A 14,267-nucleotide genomic window follows, 5' to 3' on the forward strand; every position below is an offset into this window, starting at 1 on the left:
CCGTTGCGCGCGAGATCGCAACATGTGAAGCTTTGTGCGGGCTCGCAACAACAGAGGGCTCTTCTTTCCCTTCAGTTGCCGCCGCACCAGCCCCTGGTTGCCGTCGAACGGCTTCCGGTTGCCACAGATCGGAGTGTGTCCACCATGTCCTCAAGCTCAGGGTCCTCAGGCCTCGCCGCCCAGCACACCGCCCGCGCCGCCCGCTGGATCGACATCCTGCGGCGCCAATTCCCGGAGCTACTGGAGGAGTTGGCGCCGGGGCGTCCTGGTGCCGGGACCCGTTCCCGGCCGCCCCTGGGGCCGGCCGCGCTCCGGGCGCTGGGCGAGCGGGACCGCGCCGAACGGGACGAGGCCCTGCTCGGCGAGCAGCACGGCATCGCCCCGCTGGGCGAGAGTGCCGCGCCGATCCGCCTCCATGTCTCCGACGCCATCCGGGACATCACCGACGGGGTCGTCGAGCTGGAGGAGGCGGTCTGGGAGAAGCTCGGGCTCGGCCGGCCCACCCGGGCGGACGTACCGCGGCGGCTCGGCCGTATCACCGCCCTGCTCGACGACATCGCCGGGCATCCCGTCCTCGCCCGGCACGTCCTCGACGAGTGCCGGCGCATGGCCCGCCGCTGCGGTCGCACCCTCGGCGATCCCGAGACCCTCGTACGTGTCAACGGCCGGTGCCCGTGGTGCGATTCGGTGTCCCTGCGGGCCATGCCCGCCTGGCGTACGGTCCTGTGCGTGAACCCCGGGTGCCGGTGCGCCGACGAGGAATGCCCGTGTGCGGAGAACCCCGCCCATCGGCACAGTTGGATGGAGACCGGGTGGGCGCAGCTCGCGGCGGAGGCGGGGGCCGACGCGATCGCTCCGCTCGTCGACGCCACGGACGCTCCGCCCGTCGCTCCGCCGGTTGACGCCGTGGAAGAGGCGGAGGTCGCGTGATGGGGAACTCTCTTGCGGGGCCTACGGGTTCCTCGCCGACGCTGGTGACCGGTGCCGCCGCTGCCGCCGAGGCGGGGGTGGCTCCCGCGACCGTACGGAAGTGGGTTCAGCTGGGTCATCTTTCGGCCGCCGGGCGACAAGGGCGGACTCATCTGTATCGGCTGGAGGATGTGTTCGCGGCGGAGCGGGCCACGCGGGGACGTGGCCGACGCGGCTGATCGGTTCGACCGTCCCTCACCTCCCCCGGCCTCTTGCCCTCGCTGTTCCTCCCCCTGGCTTCTCCCCCTCGCTGTTCTTCATTGCCCCGTCACACCAGCCCCGTCACACCACCGGGTGTGGCGGGGCAACTCGCGTTTTCCGGGTCCCTGCGGCCTCCTTCGAGGGCTTTCGGAAATCAATAGTTGCGCGCGCGCTCGCAACGTGTCACAGTTGGTGCAGCGGCGGAGCTGTGCCCACAGGGGTACGGCCCCGCCGTTTCGCATGCGGGTGACGCCCGTGTGCGTGCCCTCCGACACAAGAAGGGAGGTCTTACCGTGGCCGATCCGACGGTCACCTTCCCGGATGTCGAACGACTCGTCGTCGACTTCCTGACCGACCGCGCCGAACTCGCCTCCGCGACCGTGGACAACGTTCCGCCCAGCGGTTTCGATGGCACCCAGCAGGTCGTCCTGGTCTCCCGCGCCGGCGGGGCCTGGGTGGACGATCTGCATCTGGACCAGCCGCTCGTGGACTTCGAGGTCTATGGGCCCAGTAAAACAGCGGCCCACACCCTGGCCCTGACCGTTCGTTCCGCGGTGCTCGCGCTGCGGGGCACCGTCCATGGGACGGCGGTTGTCTCCGATGTGGTGGAGGCTGATGGGCCGCGGTGGTTGCCCGACTGGAATCGGGCTGCCGCCAATCGCTACTACGCGACCGTTCGACTGCACATCCGTCCCGCGTAGGGCTCCGCGTCAGGCTCCGTCCAAGAGCGCCGCCCCGCCCAAGAGCTCGGTCCACCACGGCAGTTCGCGAGTGCGGGTTGTCGGTGGTCGATCGCGCCCACGCGGCGGAGCCGCCTATCGAACACAGCCCCGCGCCCCTTTCGGGACGCGGCAGTTCAGCCCCTCTCCCAAGGCCCCGTCAACTCGTACGGGGTCTTCGTCGCATCCATCTCTCTCAAGGAGTTACGCATGGCAGGCACCAACGCCAACGAGATTCGTGTCGCCGGTACCGGGCGGATTCTGGTCGCACCGGTGGGGACCACCGCCCCGGCCGATGTCACCTCCGCCTGGGGGGCCGGGTGGAAGGACCTCGGCTTCACTTCGCAGGACGGCATCAAGCTGGCGAAGAAGGACAAGCTCGACCCGGTCGAGACCTGGCAGTCCGTCTCCCCGGCGCGGTTCATCTACTCGGACCGCGACCTGACGGTGAAGTTCCAGCTGCTCCAGCTGAACGAGGACACCCTGCCGTTCTTCATGGGCGGTGACGCCGTCGCCGAGACCACCACCGGCTCCGGTCTCTACAAGTACGAGCTGTCCGCCGACCCGAAGTTCAACGAGAAGGCGATGGGCATCGAGTTCAGCGACGGTACGGACATCACGTACCGCTTCGTCATCTCGCGCGGCCAGGTCACCGAGACCGAGGAGCTGTCGCTCACCCGTACCGCCTCCATCAAGCTCGGTGTCACCTTCACCGCGCTGGCCGTCGACAACACCAAGCCGCTGGCCACCTTCCTGATGAAGGACCCGGCGTACGGGGCGACCGCCTGAGCCAAGGCCTCCTGAGCCAAGGCCTCTTGAGCCACCGCTCCTGAGCCATCGCCCCGCCCGGCGACCCCGGGCGGGGCCTCCCCCGGCGGTGGGGCTGATTACCCCCACCCCCTTCCCCAGTCCCACCCGCCGTACCGCGCCATCCTCACCCCCCTCTCCCCCTCACCCCCACCTCTTGAACCGCACCACATCACCATCACTCACAGGGAGTTACTCCATGGCATTCGACGTCAGCGCCGCCCGTGCCCAGCGGCAGGAGGCGCTCGGGCGTGTCTGGTCGTTCACCATCGACGGGGACACCTTCACGCTGCCCACCGAGCTGACCCGCAAGACCGCGCGCACCCTGCGCGACCTCGACGACAACGACGTGGACGGCCTGCTGCGCGCACTGCTGGGCGACGCCCAGTACGAGCGCTTCGACCGGCTCGACGTCACCATGCAGGACATCGCCGCGATCATGGAGGCGTACGGCAAGGAGACCGGGCTCGGCCTGGGGGAAGGCTGAGCCTCGGCGAGTTCGTCGATGAACACGCCGAGGCCCTTGAGGCGGATCTGCTCCGCCACTACGGCGTGGACCTGCTCGACTGGCACCGCGGCCGGCTCTCCTCACGCCGGCTGTCGGTGCTGGTCAAGTACTTGCCACGCGACAGCGCGACCCTCCAGGAACTGCACGGCGAGGCCGCCAACTGGTCCGTCACCGACTATCTGCTGGCGAACGTCGTCGACCAACTCTCGGAGGCGAACTGGATGTTCGCGACGGTGAACCGGGACGAGGACGCGGAGCCGTTGGAGTACCCACGGCCTGTGCCGCGCCCGGGGACGGAGACCGGGACGGAGACGGGAACGGAGGCGGGGACGGGGATGGAAGAGACCGGTCCGCCGTACACCGGCGCCGGGTCACCGTCCTCGTCCACCGGAGCATCGGGGGCATCGTCGTCCGCCCCGTCACCGTCGTCCGCCCCGTCACCGTCGTCGGCCGACGCACCGGCGCGGAACCCGTCAGCAATCGAACTCGCCCGGTTCTTCTCATGAGTCGAGGAGTGAATCCACCCCATGACCCTCTACACCCCGCTCAGCGGGCTGCCGTATCCACAGTCCACCGACATCGCGAACCTTCCGCTTCATCTCCAGTCCCTGGCCGAGGGCGTCGACGGCCGTACGGTCCTGCGGTACTCGACCGCCGCCGACCGGGACGCCGCGATCACCACCCCGGCCACCGGGATGGTCGCCTGGCTGACGGCTCCCGGCACGCTCAGCTACTACACGGGCTCCGAGTGGGTCGCCATGGGCGTCTGGAACACGTACACCCCGGCCTGGACCGCCGAGACGACCAACCCGGCGATCGGCAACGGCTCGCTGACCGGCAAGTACGCGATCGTCGGGAAGACCTGCCACTTCACCCTGCTCATGCAGTTCGGGACCACGACGACGTACGGCAGCGGCAACTACTACCTCTCGTACCCGGTCAAGGCGGGCGCGCTGGGCGGACTGCCGCAGCACCTCGGGGTGGCGACCAGCGCCTCGGGCCGCGCGGTGATCAGCTGTCAGCCGACCGCGAGCACCGGCGCGACGACGTACACCCTGTGGGGCCCGGCCTCGACCTCGACCTCCCACCTCTCGCAGGTCGGCAGCGGCGGAGTGCTCGGGTCGGCCTGGGCGAGCAACAACATCATCCGGGTCGGAGGTACGTACGAGGTGGCATGACCCTCCGATTTGTCCTGGCCGCCACAGGCAGTTCGGGTATCCTGCGTGGTGCTATCGAGCATATGTTCGAAGCAAGTGTGTGAAGTCTGGGAGTGGGGGCCGAGTGACGAACAACGAGGGCGAGGCGTGGGGCGGCGTCGAGCTGGACAGAGCCGAGGCCGAGCTGCGGCAGGTGCTGGCCGTACGCATGCAGCGGGCGGTACCCGCGGACCTGGTCGTCACCACCCGGACCGAGATCGAGAAGCGTGAGTTCACGGCGTACGCGAAGGGGTGGCGGGACCGCGGCGAACACGAGGACCAGCGTCGCCGGGCCGCCGCCGCCCTCCGCAGCCCCGGCGGCGGAACGGGCACCCATGGCGGCACCGACGGCTACGGGACACCGCCCCACCGGGACTCGGTCGGCAAGATCCTGCCCTTCCCGCAACAGACCCCACCGCCGACCTCACCCACGCCCGAGCCTCCTCAGCGGCGGCCTCAGCCGCAGCCGCAGAGTCAGCCCCACCCGCATCCGCATCCGCCGAGCGCGCGTCCGCATCCGTCGGACGGCGACCTATAGGCGGTACAGGCGGTACAGGCGATAGAGGCCGCATGGGCGATACCGGCGGTACAGGCGACGCCAAGCAGCCGCGCGGCGGGACACTCGTGTGTCCACGGTTCGGCGGACACACGTGTCAACGTCAGGCCGAACCGGGGCTCAATGGTCAAAAAAATCCCGGCGGTCCGGCCGCCGGGATGATCCGCGTTCGAGCTTCGGTATGGTCGGCGACTTCGATCGAGCGCTCTTCGCGACGAAACGGGGCCGGGTGGATTCCGGGCCGCCTCGGGGTGTTTCGGGCGGGTCGGGTTCACGGCCTACGGCGGCGGAATCCGCGTCCTCCCGTCGCCCTCGCGGAAAAGGGATGACGGCGCCTCCCTCCACCAGCGTGAGTTCCGGCCGCCGGAACTGCGGAGGCAACGACGCGATGGCGTCGTTCCAGCCGTGCGCATAAGCGGCGAACTCCCGCCGCTCCACCTCGGCGGCGGTGAACAGCACGGTTTCGGAACCCCCGTGCGCCCTGACCAATCTGACCAACTCCTCGACGAGCACGGCGACATCCACATCCGGAGCCGTTTCGCCCGTCGCAACCTCCGTACCGCGCTCCCCGTCCACGCACTACCCCCGTTACGCCCCCCGGAGGAGGCCACTCATCCCCGTTATCGGTCCCCCCTCGGACCGATGTCCCGCCCCTACGGCCGGCTCCAGCAATACGACCCTGACCTGCGACTTTCGGGCAAACGGAGGATACTCGACGAATCTGTGCACGTCACGGGCGCACATTGCGAAGGAAGTACATTTCGCCGCAAGCGGATTGAGACCTTCCAGGCAAACAGGGCGACAATTCCGGAGCTTCCCCGACAGACCGGATTCCCGGCCGATTGCTCTCGTCAGCACTCGGCGAGCGCGCTCATACCGGCCCTCCTGCCGCGCCGCGCCCTCACCACTCGTCATAGGCGCCGTGTCATCACCACTCGTAATAGGTGGCGCAGACGACGAACAGGGCCAGGGCGGGCAACTCGACGGCCAACGTGACGATCAGCGCGGCCACGGCCCATCCGCGTCGCCGCGATTCCTCCACGAGCATGGAACGGCCCGGCTTCCGCGCGTCATAGACCACGGACACGGGCTCCCCGGCCCGCCCGTACGGCCGCTGGCTCCCCTCCGTCGTGCGGTATCTCGTGCCTCCTTGTGGGTCGAGGTACGTGTACCGAACGAAATACGCCCCCTCGTCATAACGCACATCGACGCACGTCCCCTGGGTCTCCACACCGTTGCGGCGGAGCCGTCGGCGCTTGAACAGGGGAATCCCCGGAACGAGGAAGAACGGGAGCGGTACGGCTGCCGCGATGCCGGTTATCCAAACAGCAGGATGCATCCGATCCCCCATATGTCTCCCCATCGGGAATCCAGATCCTGCCAGCCGGGCAACCGGCCGTCAACACTCCACAAGAAACCAACAGGAATGAGGTGTCTCTATGGCGAAATATGCGACCGGGGACGATCCCGCGAAGGTGGGTCCGTACAACACCTATTTCACCCAGGACGAGGCGTTCTGGCTGAAGAAAACGGCCATCGGCCTCAGTCACAGCGTCACCCTCATCAAGGGTGATGTGGAATTCATCAAGGGGTCCCTGACCGCGCTTGCCGTTGGTGTGACCGCCATCAAGGCCGATTTCACTCTCGTCAAGATGGACGAGAAGGGAATGACGGTCTTCGGCCGTCAGAAGTTCACCTGGCCGTGGGTGGACGAGAAGAAGAGGATCGAAGAGAGGCTGCAGCGGGCCCAGGACAAGGCCCTGAAGAAGGAAGAAGAAGTCAAGAACAAACTGACCGAGCTGCGGACGAAGCTCGACTCGATGCAGCAGAAGCGCAACCAGGTCGGCCAGCTGACGCGAGCCGCGGGGAATTCACCGGACGGCGACCGTCTGCGACAGGAGGCCTTCAGTCTTCGGGCCGAGATCGGGAAGGAGAAGGCAAAGGCTCAAAAGCTCAGGGACGACATCGAAGAGGAACTGGAGAAGATCAACAAAAAGCGCACGAGGATCGTGCAGGCCCGACGCGAACTCAGAGATCTGGCGACGGCGAGCAGCGCCAGCGACAAAGCCAGGGAGCAGATCTCGAAGAACGCGAACGCGGCGCGCCGCGAACTGGCCCTGCTGAACAGTCAGCTGTGAAGGAGAGATGAGGAAAAGTGGGTCTCGCTAGTTCCCTGAATCAGGCATCGGCAAGTCTCGGAAGATTCCGCACCGCTCTCGGGCAGGCCGCGGGAGGCATGGGTACCCTGCGGCAGGCGGCCGGCACCGCCGACACCGCGGTGGGCCGTATCAAGACGTCGGCCGGGCAGGCCACCCCGGTTCTCGCGAAGGTCAGGACCGGTTCCGATCAGCTCAATACGGCATTCGGCAAGCTCAAGACCTCGGCCGCCCAGAGCGGCAGTGGGCTCGACAAGGTGAAGTCCGAGGCGAGTGGGCTCAACACCGGGGTCGGGAAGGCCAAGAGCGGGGCCGACAAGTTCAAGTCGTCGCTCGACAAGCTGAAGGCCTCGGCCAACAGCACCAAGACGGCGCTGAAGGGTGTGAAGCAGCAGGCCGACGCCGTCGAGAAGTCGGTCGGGAAGGCCGGCAAGAACGCCGACAAGGGCGGGAAGTCGATGGGGAGTCTGGGCAAGGGGCTCAAGGGGGCCTCGCTTGCTCAGAAGGGGCTGAACCTGGCCATGGCCGCGAGCCCGTTCGGGCTGATCATGACGCTGCTCGGGCCGCTGATCGCCCAGTTCGTGAACATGGACAAGGTGGCCGCCCTCGTCAAACGTGGGCTCGTCGCCGCCTGGAGCGCCATCAAGAGCGCCTCGTCGTCGGCCGCGAAGATGCTCGGGCCGCTGTTCAAGGGCGTCGTCAACGGGTTCATGCTGCCCTCGCGGATGCTGATCCGCGGGCTCAACATGCTCATCGGCTCCCTGAACCGGGTCAAGATCAAGGTCCCGGACTGGGTGCCGGTCATCGGCGGCCGGGGCTTCCAGTTCAACCTGCCCACCCTCCCCGTGCCGGCGCTCGCCAAGGGCGGCATCGTCCAGCCCCGTTCCGGCGGCACCCTCGCGCTGCTCGGTGAGGCCGGTGAGCACGAGGCCGTCATCCCGCTCTCCAAGCTGGAGCGGATGCTCGGCTCCGGCGGCGGCCTGCGCACTCTGGCCTCCGCCGTGGAACGCCTCGCCGACCGCCCCGTCGTCGTTCAGGTCGACTCGCAGGAGATCGCCCGCGCCGTGTTCCTGGGACAGCGGCAGCTCGCGCGGCGATGACGGCACCAGGTTCAGCGGCAACCCGCCGACGGTGACCACAACAGGGTTCAGCAGCAGTCGATGGCAGTCACGGCCATCGGCTTTTTTCATGCCCTCGACTGCCCCGGCCCACCCCACCAGCCTTCGAAATCCACCCACCACCAGGGGAAACCATGGGAAACCTTTGGATCGGCCCGCCCGGTTCCATGTACGAGATCGATCAGGCCGCCAAGTCCTTCGACCGCACCGCCGACCTGGGCGTCAGCGAGTTCAAGTCGCTCGGCGGCCGGGTCACCGTCACCCGTAACCTCGCGCCCGTACGTCGGATCAAGCTGGCCTGGGACCTGCTGCCGCCGGCGCACGCCCGCGCCCTCGACCGGATCGCGCGGCGCGTCGACGCCACCGTCCCGGCGACGGTGTTCCTCGTGGACCCGGCGGCCGGCAACGTCCTCACCGCCGGTCAGGCCCTCGGCCAGGGCACGAAGGGCGCCACCGACATCACCGGGCTCGCCCGGTGGTTCAAGACCACCACCGGCACGGTCGCCGAGAGCACCACCGCACCCGGCACCTTCACGTTCACCGCGGCGGACACCAACAGCGCCGTGGCCTGGCGTTGCGTCGCCACCGTCAGCAACTTCCCGGTGTCGCCCGGCCTCCAGGTGTCGTTCCGGGCGCCGACCGCGCTCGCCGCGCTGGGCACGGCGAGCGTGGGCCTGGACTTCAAGAAGGCCGACGGCTCCTACATCAGTACGGCATCGGCCACCGGCCCGCTGGTCACCGGCACCGTCCCGGCCGGCGCCGCGTACGTCACGCCGACCGCCAAGCCCGGCACGGTCGGCACGTACTCCCTCGCCGGTGCCTGTCTGACGTACGGCGGTACGGCGGCGGACGGCGTCCCGGGTGACGGGCTGCCGCCGATGGCGGTCACCGGGTACAGCGACGCGCCCGGCCGCCCGCTGCCGTACCGCAACTTCAGTCTCGATCTCGTGGAGGTGTCCAGTGCAGTCGGCTGACGACGCCACCGTCTCCGCGCTCGCGGCCGGCGAGCGCACCACCACCCACACCACCCGCCTCGGCGGCAAGGACGTCTCCGCGCAGGTCCAGTCATGGCAGCTGGAGCGGTCGTACGCGACCGACCTGCCGGCGGCGATGCGGGCCTTCTCGGGCTCCTCGGCCGCGCAGTTGCAGGTGGAGCTGTCCGGTACGGCCGGGAAGTCGGCGCCCGAGCTGTACTCGCCGTGGGCCGACCGGACCACCGGGGACGTCGTACGACCCGGCCAGTCCGTCGTCCACGAGAACGGCGTCGGGGGCGCGAAGCTCCCGGCCTTCCGGGGCACCATCCGCTCCCGCTCGGCCACCTCCGGCACCGACAGTGTGCAGATCACGGCGCTGGACGGGGCGGAGCGGCTGCGCGGGCCCGCGGTGCTGCCGAAGCCGGACGCCGGGTTCCGGCTGAGCCGCCCGGTGTCGTCCGCGACCTGGTGCGTCTCCGAACTGCTGCGCCAGGGCGGCCTGTACGCCTGCCCGCCGCCCCGGTACCCGACGTTCGAGGAGGGCAAGCCGCTCACGCTCGTGTACGCCTCGCTGCACGGCGGGTTCAGCGTGCCCTACGGCCAGCCGGCGAGCGTGCCCGCCCCGAGCACCTACGTCTTCAGCCGGGAAGGCGCGCCGCACGAGATGGCCCTCGTGCCCAAGTCGGGTTCCATCACGGCGAGTTGGACCCCGCGCAGCCGTATCACCGTGCCCGGGACCTCGACCGTGCCGTGCCGGATCCTCGCCGAGCTGTGGGTGAACAACGCGATCTCGTACGGCGACATCGACCCCGAGGGGGACGCGCCCCGCAGCAACAGCGACAAGGTGGTCCTCCAGCTGGAGCTGAACCGCAACGGCGCGACCACCGGTCAGCTGAAGGTGGAGGTCGACTTCGCCGAGGAGTGGGTGCGGCTGGTCTCCATGGACGACTCGGCCACCGGCGGCTGGTTCAGCCAGTGGTCCTGGCGCGGTGAGACCCAGCGGGGCTATCTGGGCCTCAAGGGCGTCTGGCACATCGGCGCCTACTTCGAGTGCACCGGCACCGGCACCACCATCCAGCCCCGGCTGACCGCCCCCGACGGCACCCAGCTGGTCGGCGGGGCGTCCACCCTGACGCAGACCACCGCGATCCAGAAGCCGGCCGAGCTGCAGACGGTCACCCTGATCACCGAGATGCCCACCGAGTGCGTGCAGGTGTCGAGCGGGGTGTCCGGCATGCCGGAGCCTGAGGAGTTCGCCCAGTCCGGGACGGTGTACGGCTGGACCAAGAGCGTCGAGCTGGACGACGTGATCCTGCCGCTGTACACGCTGCCCCGGGTGAGCGGTTCGCAGTGGGAGGTGATCTCGCAGATCGCCAAGGCGAGCATGTCGACGGCCGAGATCGACGAGCGCGGCGTCTTCCGCTGGAAGAACTACAGCCGATTCGCCACCAAGCCGACGACGGCCGACCTCACCCTCACCAGCGTCCGGGAGATCGCGTCCCTGACCGCCACCGAGGAGATCGACGCCTGCCGCAACTACTGCATCCAGCCGTACAAGGACTGGACCGGCATCACCTCGGCGGTCGGCACCACGCTCACCGACCAGGTGGTCCGCACGATCGCGGCCGGCAAGACGACCACCGTCAAGTACCTGCTGTCCGACGACGAGTACGACGTCGATCCGCCGACGACGGACGACGACACCATCATCACGCCGGGCACGAACGTCCGCTTCGCCACCACCTCGGCCGGAACCACCGCCGTCAAGGGCATGGTCGACCTCATGGTCCGCCGTGAGGACGGCTACCTGGTGGTCCGCTTCAGCAACCGCGACACCAGGACGCTCTACACCGCGACGAAGACCGGCACGCCGTCCTTCTACCTGGAGACCCGCAAGCCCTCCGCCGACCCGGTGGAACGGCAGGCGATCGCGATGCTGGCCCCGACCACCGAGGACCCGGACGAGGACGGGGTGGCCAGCGAGAAGTTCTACGGCCGCCAGGAGTACACCGCCGAGGCCACCGACTGGGTCCAGGACGCGGGCACCGCGCTCGCCCTCGCCCAGGCGATGCGCGCCGCCGGGGTGCTCCCCGTCCCGGTCATCGGCGACGTCGAGGTGCTGTACGACCCGCGCATCCAACTCGGCGACGTCGTACGGGTGGTGGACACCACCGGGGCCGTGCTCGACACCCTCGCCTGGGTGATCGGCATCCGCACCTCGGCCACGGCCGACGGCGGTGTCCAGCAGACGCTGACGCTGCGCGGCGTCGACCCCGGCGCGCTCCCGGCCGACGAGGGGCTGACCCGGGACGTACCGAGCAGTCCGGCGACGGTGACGTACGCGACGTACGCCTCCGTCACGAGCGCCTTCCCGACCCTCGCGGCCCTCACCGCGTCCGGGCTGACCTGGGGAGAGATCAAGGAGTCCGCAGATGTCTGAGAGCAGTACGGAGACCGTGCCCGTCGTCCTGGCGGAGGCGCAGCTGCTCCAGCTGGCCTCCGCCGTGACGTCCGCCGTGGCGACGAGCCTGACGGCGTACTTCGAGGCGAAGGAGCAGCAGAGCACGGTGGTGGCCGCCGAGCCGGTGACGGTGACCGTCACCGAGGGCGTTCCGGCGGCCGACCCTCAGGAGGGCGGCGCCGCCGACCCGACCGAGGGCGAGGAGGCGGCCGAGCCCGAGGCGACCGGCCGGGTCGGCACGGTCGCCGAGGAGCCTGAGCCGCCCGAGGAGACCGACCCGGACGCCGGAACGGCCACGGAACCGGCCGACACGGCTGACACGACCGAGACAGCCACCGCGCCGACCGACACCACCGGCACAGCCGAGACGGACACCGACACCACCACGACGACAACCCCGGAGGCCACCGCATGACCGCCTACACCCCCCTCAACGGCCTTCCCTACCCCCAGCCCACCGACGCGGCCAACCTCCCCCTCCATCTCCAGTCCCTGGCGGAGGGGATCGACGGCCGTACGGTCATGCGCTTCGGCAGCGCCGGCGCCCGCGACGCCGTGGTCACCTCCCCGGCGCGCGGCATGGTCGCGTGGCTGGACACCCCCGGCCAGCTCACCCACTGGACGGGCTCGGTGTGGGCGCCGGTCGCCCCGGTCCCGGTGTTCCTCTACAACAACGACGCCGGTACGACGACGTCCACGACCGCCATCGAAACCCTGACCAGCGCGACCGGTGACCCGCTGGTGGCCGCCTTCGTCGCGCCCACGACCGGCAAGGTGATCGTCACGGTGGGCGCACACATGTTCAACTCGACGGCCAGCACCTGCTACATGGGCGCGACCATCAAGAAGGTCTCCGACAACTCGGTGTTCCTGACGTCCTCCATCGACCGGGCGGCCATCCTCCTCAGCACCGACCGCGTCTCCACGTCGAGCCAGTTCCTGGTCTCGGGTCTCACCTCGGGCACGACCTACTCGGCGACGCCGACGTACTGGACGGCCGCGAGTTCGAACACCGCCAACTACGACAACCGCTTCATCAGGGTCGATCCGATCCACTGACCCTTCCTCTTCTTCTCCACTTCAACAGCAGCCCCGGTACGCCGCCTGGCACTTCCTCGCGGCGAACCGGGGCTTTCCATGTGTCATTGAGGAGCCATCCATGGCCACACCACTCTCCGCCGCCGCCTTCGAGGCGGCGCTGCGTGCCGAAGGCGTCACGATCAAGGAGTACGCCAACTGGTCCACGCACAACCGGAACGCCGTAGGCGCCTGGGGCCCGGCCCAGGGCGTGATGCTGCACCACACGGCCGGTTCGAACAGCGTCTCGCTGTGCCGCAACGGCATGGCCGATCTGCCGGGCCCGCTGTGCATCGCGGTGATCGCGAAGGACGGCACGGTCCATCTGATCGGCTACGGCCGCACCAACCACGCCGGCCGTGGCGCGACGGCCACGTACAACGCCGTGCGCAACGGCACGTCGATCCCCTCCCGCCCGGGCTCGGACGCGGTCGACGGCAACGTCCACTTCTACGGCTTCGAGATCGAGAACCTCGGCAACGTCCGCGACCCGTACCCCGACGCCCAGTTGGCGGCGGTGGAGAAGGTCGCGGCGGCCGTCTGCCGCGCCCACGGCTGGGGCGCCGGCCGGGTCATCGGCCACAAGGAGTGGACGACCCGCAAGATCGACCCGACGTTCTCGATGGCGTCGATGCGGACGAGAATCGCGAAGCGCCTGGCTAAGCCGGCGACGGGAAGCGGGACGGGGACCGGTAGCGGAAGCGGGACGTCCGTCACGGCCTACGAACCCTTCCCGGGCGCCGCCTTCTTCACGAACGGTCGCCGCAGCGCGGTCATCACGGCCATGGGCAAGCGGCTGGTCGCGGAGGGCTGCGGCCGCTACGAGGTCGCCCCCGGCCCCACCTGGACCGCCGCCGACCGCCGCTCCTACGCCGCCTGGCAGCACAAGCTCGGCTACTCCGGCACCGACGCGGACGGCATCCCCGGCCCCACGAGCTGGGCGAAACTGCGCGTCCCGAGGGTGTGAGGAGGGGGTGGAGCGGACGACCCATAAGAAGACTTGGGAAGACTGAGGTAAACCTGATGACCGACTCGAACCGAAGAGCAGTGCGTACGGCGTTCCAGGCCCTGTTGGCAGTGGCGGCAGCCGTCCCGCTGCTCGCCGACAGCCCCGGGATGGCCGACCTCCCCGGCTACGCCACGCTGGTGGCCGCGGCGACCGCGCTCAGCCGCCTGATGTCGATGCCTGCGGTGGAACGACTGCTTCCACCGTGGCTCAAGGCCGAAGCCGAAGAGGGCGCCGATGGTGAGTGACGACGAACGCGCGGGCGTGGCCCTGGAGTTGGAACGCCTCCGCCGAGCCGTGGACGTGGGCTTCGCCACCACCCGGGGCGATCTGGCCCTCCTCCTCCAACGGGCCGACCAGACCGACAAGACCCTCTCCGAACACGAGGACCGCCTGGACGCCCTCGAACGCACCCGCTGGCCCCTCCCGTCCCTGGCGGCCCTGACGTCATGCGCGGCACTGGCGGTGACGGTGTGGTCGGCGTCGACGGGTAGGTGAGCGCGTGGGGGTGGGGCGGGG

At 69.3% G+C, this 14,267-nt stretch carries 19 protein-coding genes; 17 read left to right on the forward strand and 2 right to left on the reverse strand.

Annotated elements, in window-relative coordinates:
- Positions 1-144 precede the first annotated feature (144 nt).
- The 8 genes from STRIP9103_RS11125 to STRIP9103_RS11155 all read left to right on the forward strand — a co-directional run bounded on the left by STRIP9103_RS11125 (position 145) and on the right by STRIP9103_RS11155 (position 4,938).
- On the forward strand, positions 145-930 hold the full coding sequence (locus STRIP9103_RS11125; protein WP_009308167.1) for a hypothetical protein: 786 nt from the start codon (positions 145-147) through the stop codon (positions 928-930).
- Positions 930-1,148 carry a hypothetical protein gene (locus STRIP9103_RS51410; protein ID WP_009308132.1) on the forward strand — a complete coding sequence of 73 codons (219 nt, stop codon included), beginning with the start codon at positions 930-932 and terminating at the stop codon, positions 1,146-1,148. Before STRIP9103_RS11125 ends, STRIP9103_RS51410 begins: the two co-directional genes overlap by 1 nt.
- Before the next feature lie 315 nt (positions 1,149-1,463).
- Entirely contained in the window at positions 1,464-1,871 is a 408-nt protein-coding gene (locus tag STRIP9103_RS11130) for a hypothetical protein (protein ID WP_009308142.1), read from the forward strand.
- Positions 1,872-2,099: 228 nt separating this feature from the next.
- Entirely contained in the window at positions 2,100-2,678 is a 579-nt protein-coding gene (locus STRIP9103_RS11135; RefSeq protein ID WP_009308150.1) for a phage tail tube protein, read from the forward strand.
- A gap of 217 nt (positions 2,679-2,895) precedes the next feature.
- Positions 2,896-3,183: a hypothetical protein gene (locus tag STRIP9103_RS11140; RefSeq protein ID WP_009308139.1), complete on the forward strand. Its 288-nt coding sequence runs from the start codon at positions 2,896-2,898 to the stop codon at positions 3,181-3,183.
- Between the two features lie 65 nt (positions 3,184-3,248).
- A complete protein-coding gene (locus STRIP9103_RS53430; protein WP_009308158.1) occupies positions 3,249-3,710 on the forward strand; it encodes a hypothetical protein in 462 nt (153 codons plus the stop codon).
- 21 nt (positions 3,711-3,731) lie between these two features.
- Positions 3,732-4,382 carry a hypothetical protein gene (locus STRIP9103_RS11150; RefSeq protein WP_009308135.1) on the forward strand — a complete coding sequence of 217 codons (651 nt, stop codon included), beginning with the start codon at positions 3,732-3,734 and terminating at the stop codon, positions 4,380-4,382.
- Positions 4,383-4,485: 103 nt separating this feature from the next.
- Entirely contained in the window at positions 4,486-4,938 is a 453-nt protein-coding gene (locus STRIP9103_RS11155; protein WP_009308169.1) for a hypothetical protein, read from the forward strand.
- A 138-nt stretch (positions 4,939-5,076) separates the two neighbouring features.
- Here the strand turns inward: STRIP9103_RS11155 and STRIP9103_RS11160 are convergent, their stop codons facing one another.
- On the reverse strand, positions 5,077-5,532 hold the full coding sequence (locus STRIP9103_RS11160; RefSeq protein WP_009308140.1) for a hypothetical protein: 456 nt from the start codon (positions 5,530-5,532) through the stop codon (positions 5,077-5,079).
- Between the two features lie 352 nt (positions 5,533-5,884).
- Complete coding sequence (locus STRIP9103_RS11165) at positions 5,885-6,295, reverse strand: DUF3592 domain-containing protein (RefSeq protein ID WP_158696867.1); 411 nt, start codon at positions 6,293-6,295, stop codon at positions 5,885-5,887.
- Between the two features lie 100 nt (positions 6,296-6,395).
- On the opposite strand from STRIP9103_RS11165, the gene STRIP9103_RS11170 reads away from it, so the two are divergent.
- The 9 genes from STRIP9103_RS11170 (at position 6,396) to STRIP9103_RS11210 (ending at position 14,246) form a co-directional block, all read left to right on the forward strand.
- A complete protein-coding gene (locus tag STRIP9103_RS11170; RefSeq protein ID WP_009308144.1) occupies positions 6,396-7,094 on the forward strand; it encodes a hypothetical protein in 699 nt (232 codons plus the stop codon).
- 98 nt (positions 7,095-7,192) lie between these two features.
- On the forward strand, positions 7,193-8,212 hold the full coding sequence (locus tag STRIP9103_RS11175; RefSeq protein ID WP_234022175.1) for a hypothetical protein: 1,020 nt from the start codon (positions 7,193-7,195) through the stop codon (positions 8,210-8,212).
- Positions 8,213-8,364: 152 nt separating this feature from the next.
- Positions 8,365-9,204: a hypothetical protein gene (locus STRIP9103_RS11180; protein ID WP_009308138.1), complete on the forward strand. Its 840-nt coding sequence runs from the start codon at positions 8,365-8,367 to the stop codon at positions 9,202-9,204.
- A complete protein-coding gene (locus STRIP9103_RS11185) occupies positions 9,191-11,644 on the forward strand; it encodes a hypothetical protein (RefSeq protein ID WP_009308148.1) in 2,454 nt (817 codons plus the stop codon). Before STRIP9103_RS11180 ends, STRIP9103_RS11185 begins: the two co-directional genes overlap by 14 nt.
- Positions 11,637-12,080 (forward strand): hypothetical protein, encoded by a 444-nt coding sequence (locus tag STRIP9103_RS11190; RefSeq protein ID WP_009308153.1) that lies wholly within the window; start codon positions 11,637-11,639, stop codon positions 12,078-12,080. Before STRIP9103_RS11185 ends, STRIP9103_RS11190 begins: the two co-directional genes overlap by 8 nt.
- Complete coding sequence (locus STRIP9103_RS11195) at positions 12,077-12,724, forward strand: hypothetical protein (RefSeq protein WP_009308155.1); 648 nt, start codon at positions 12,077-12,079, stop codon at positions 12,722-12,724. The genes STRIP9103_RS11190 and STRIP9103_RS11195 overlap by 4 nt, the downstream gene beginning before the upstream one ends.
- A 100-nt stretch (positions 12,725-12,824) precedes the next feature.
- Positions 12,825-13,709 (forward strand): peptidoglycan-binding protein, encoded by an 885-nt coding sequence (locus tag STRIP9103_RS11200; protein ID WP_009308159.1) that lies wholly within the window; start codon positions 12,825-12,827, stop codon positions 13,707-13,709.
- 56 nt (positions 13,710-13,765) lie between these two features.
- Entirely contained in the window at positions 13,766-13,996 is a 231-nt protein-coding gene (locus STRIP9103_RS11205) for a hypothetical protein (RefSeq protein ID WP_009308130.1), read from the forward strand.
- On the forward strand, positions 13,986-14,246 hold the full coding sequence (locus tag STRIP9103_RS11210; RefSeq protein ID WP_009308146.1) for a hypothetical protein: 261 nt from the start codon (positions 13,986-13,988) through the stop codon (positions 14,244-14,246). The genes STRIP9103_RS11205 and STRIP9103_RS11210 overlap by 11 nt, the downstream gene beginning before the upstream one ends.
- The last annotated feature ends 21 nt before the right edge of the window (positions 14,247-14,267 follow it).

Origin of the sequence: Streptomyces ipomoeae 91-03 (assembly GCF_000317595.1) — a bacterium.
Classification (GTDB): domain Bacteria; phylum Actinomycetota; class Actinomycetes; order Streptomycetales; family Streptomycetaceae; genus Streptomyces; species Streptomyces ipomoeae.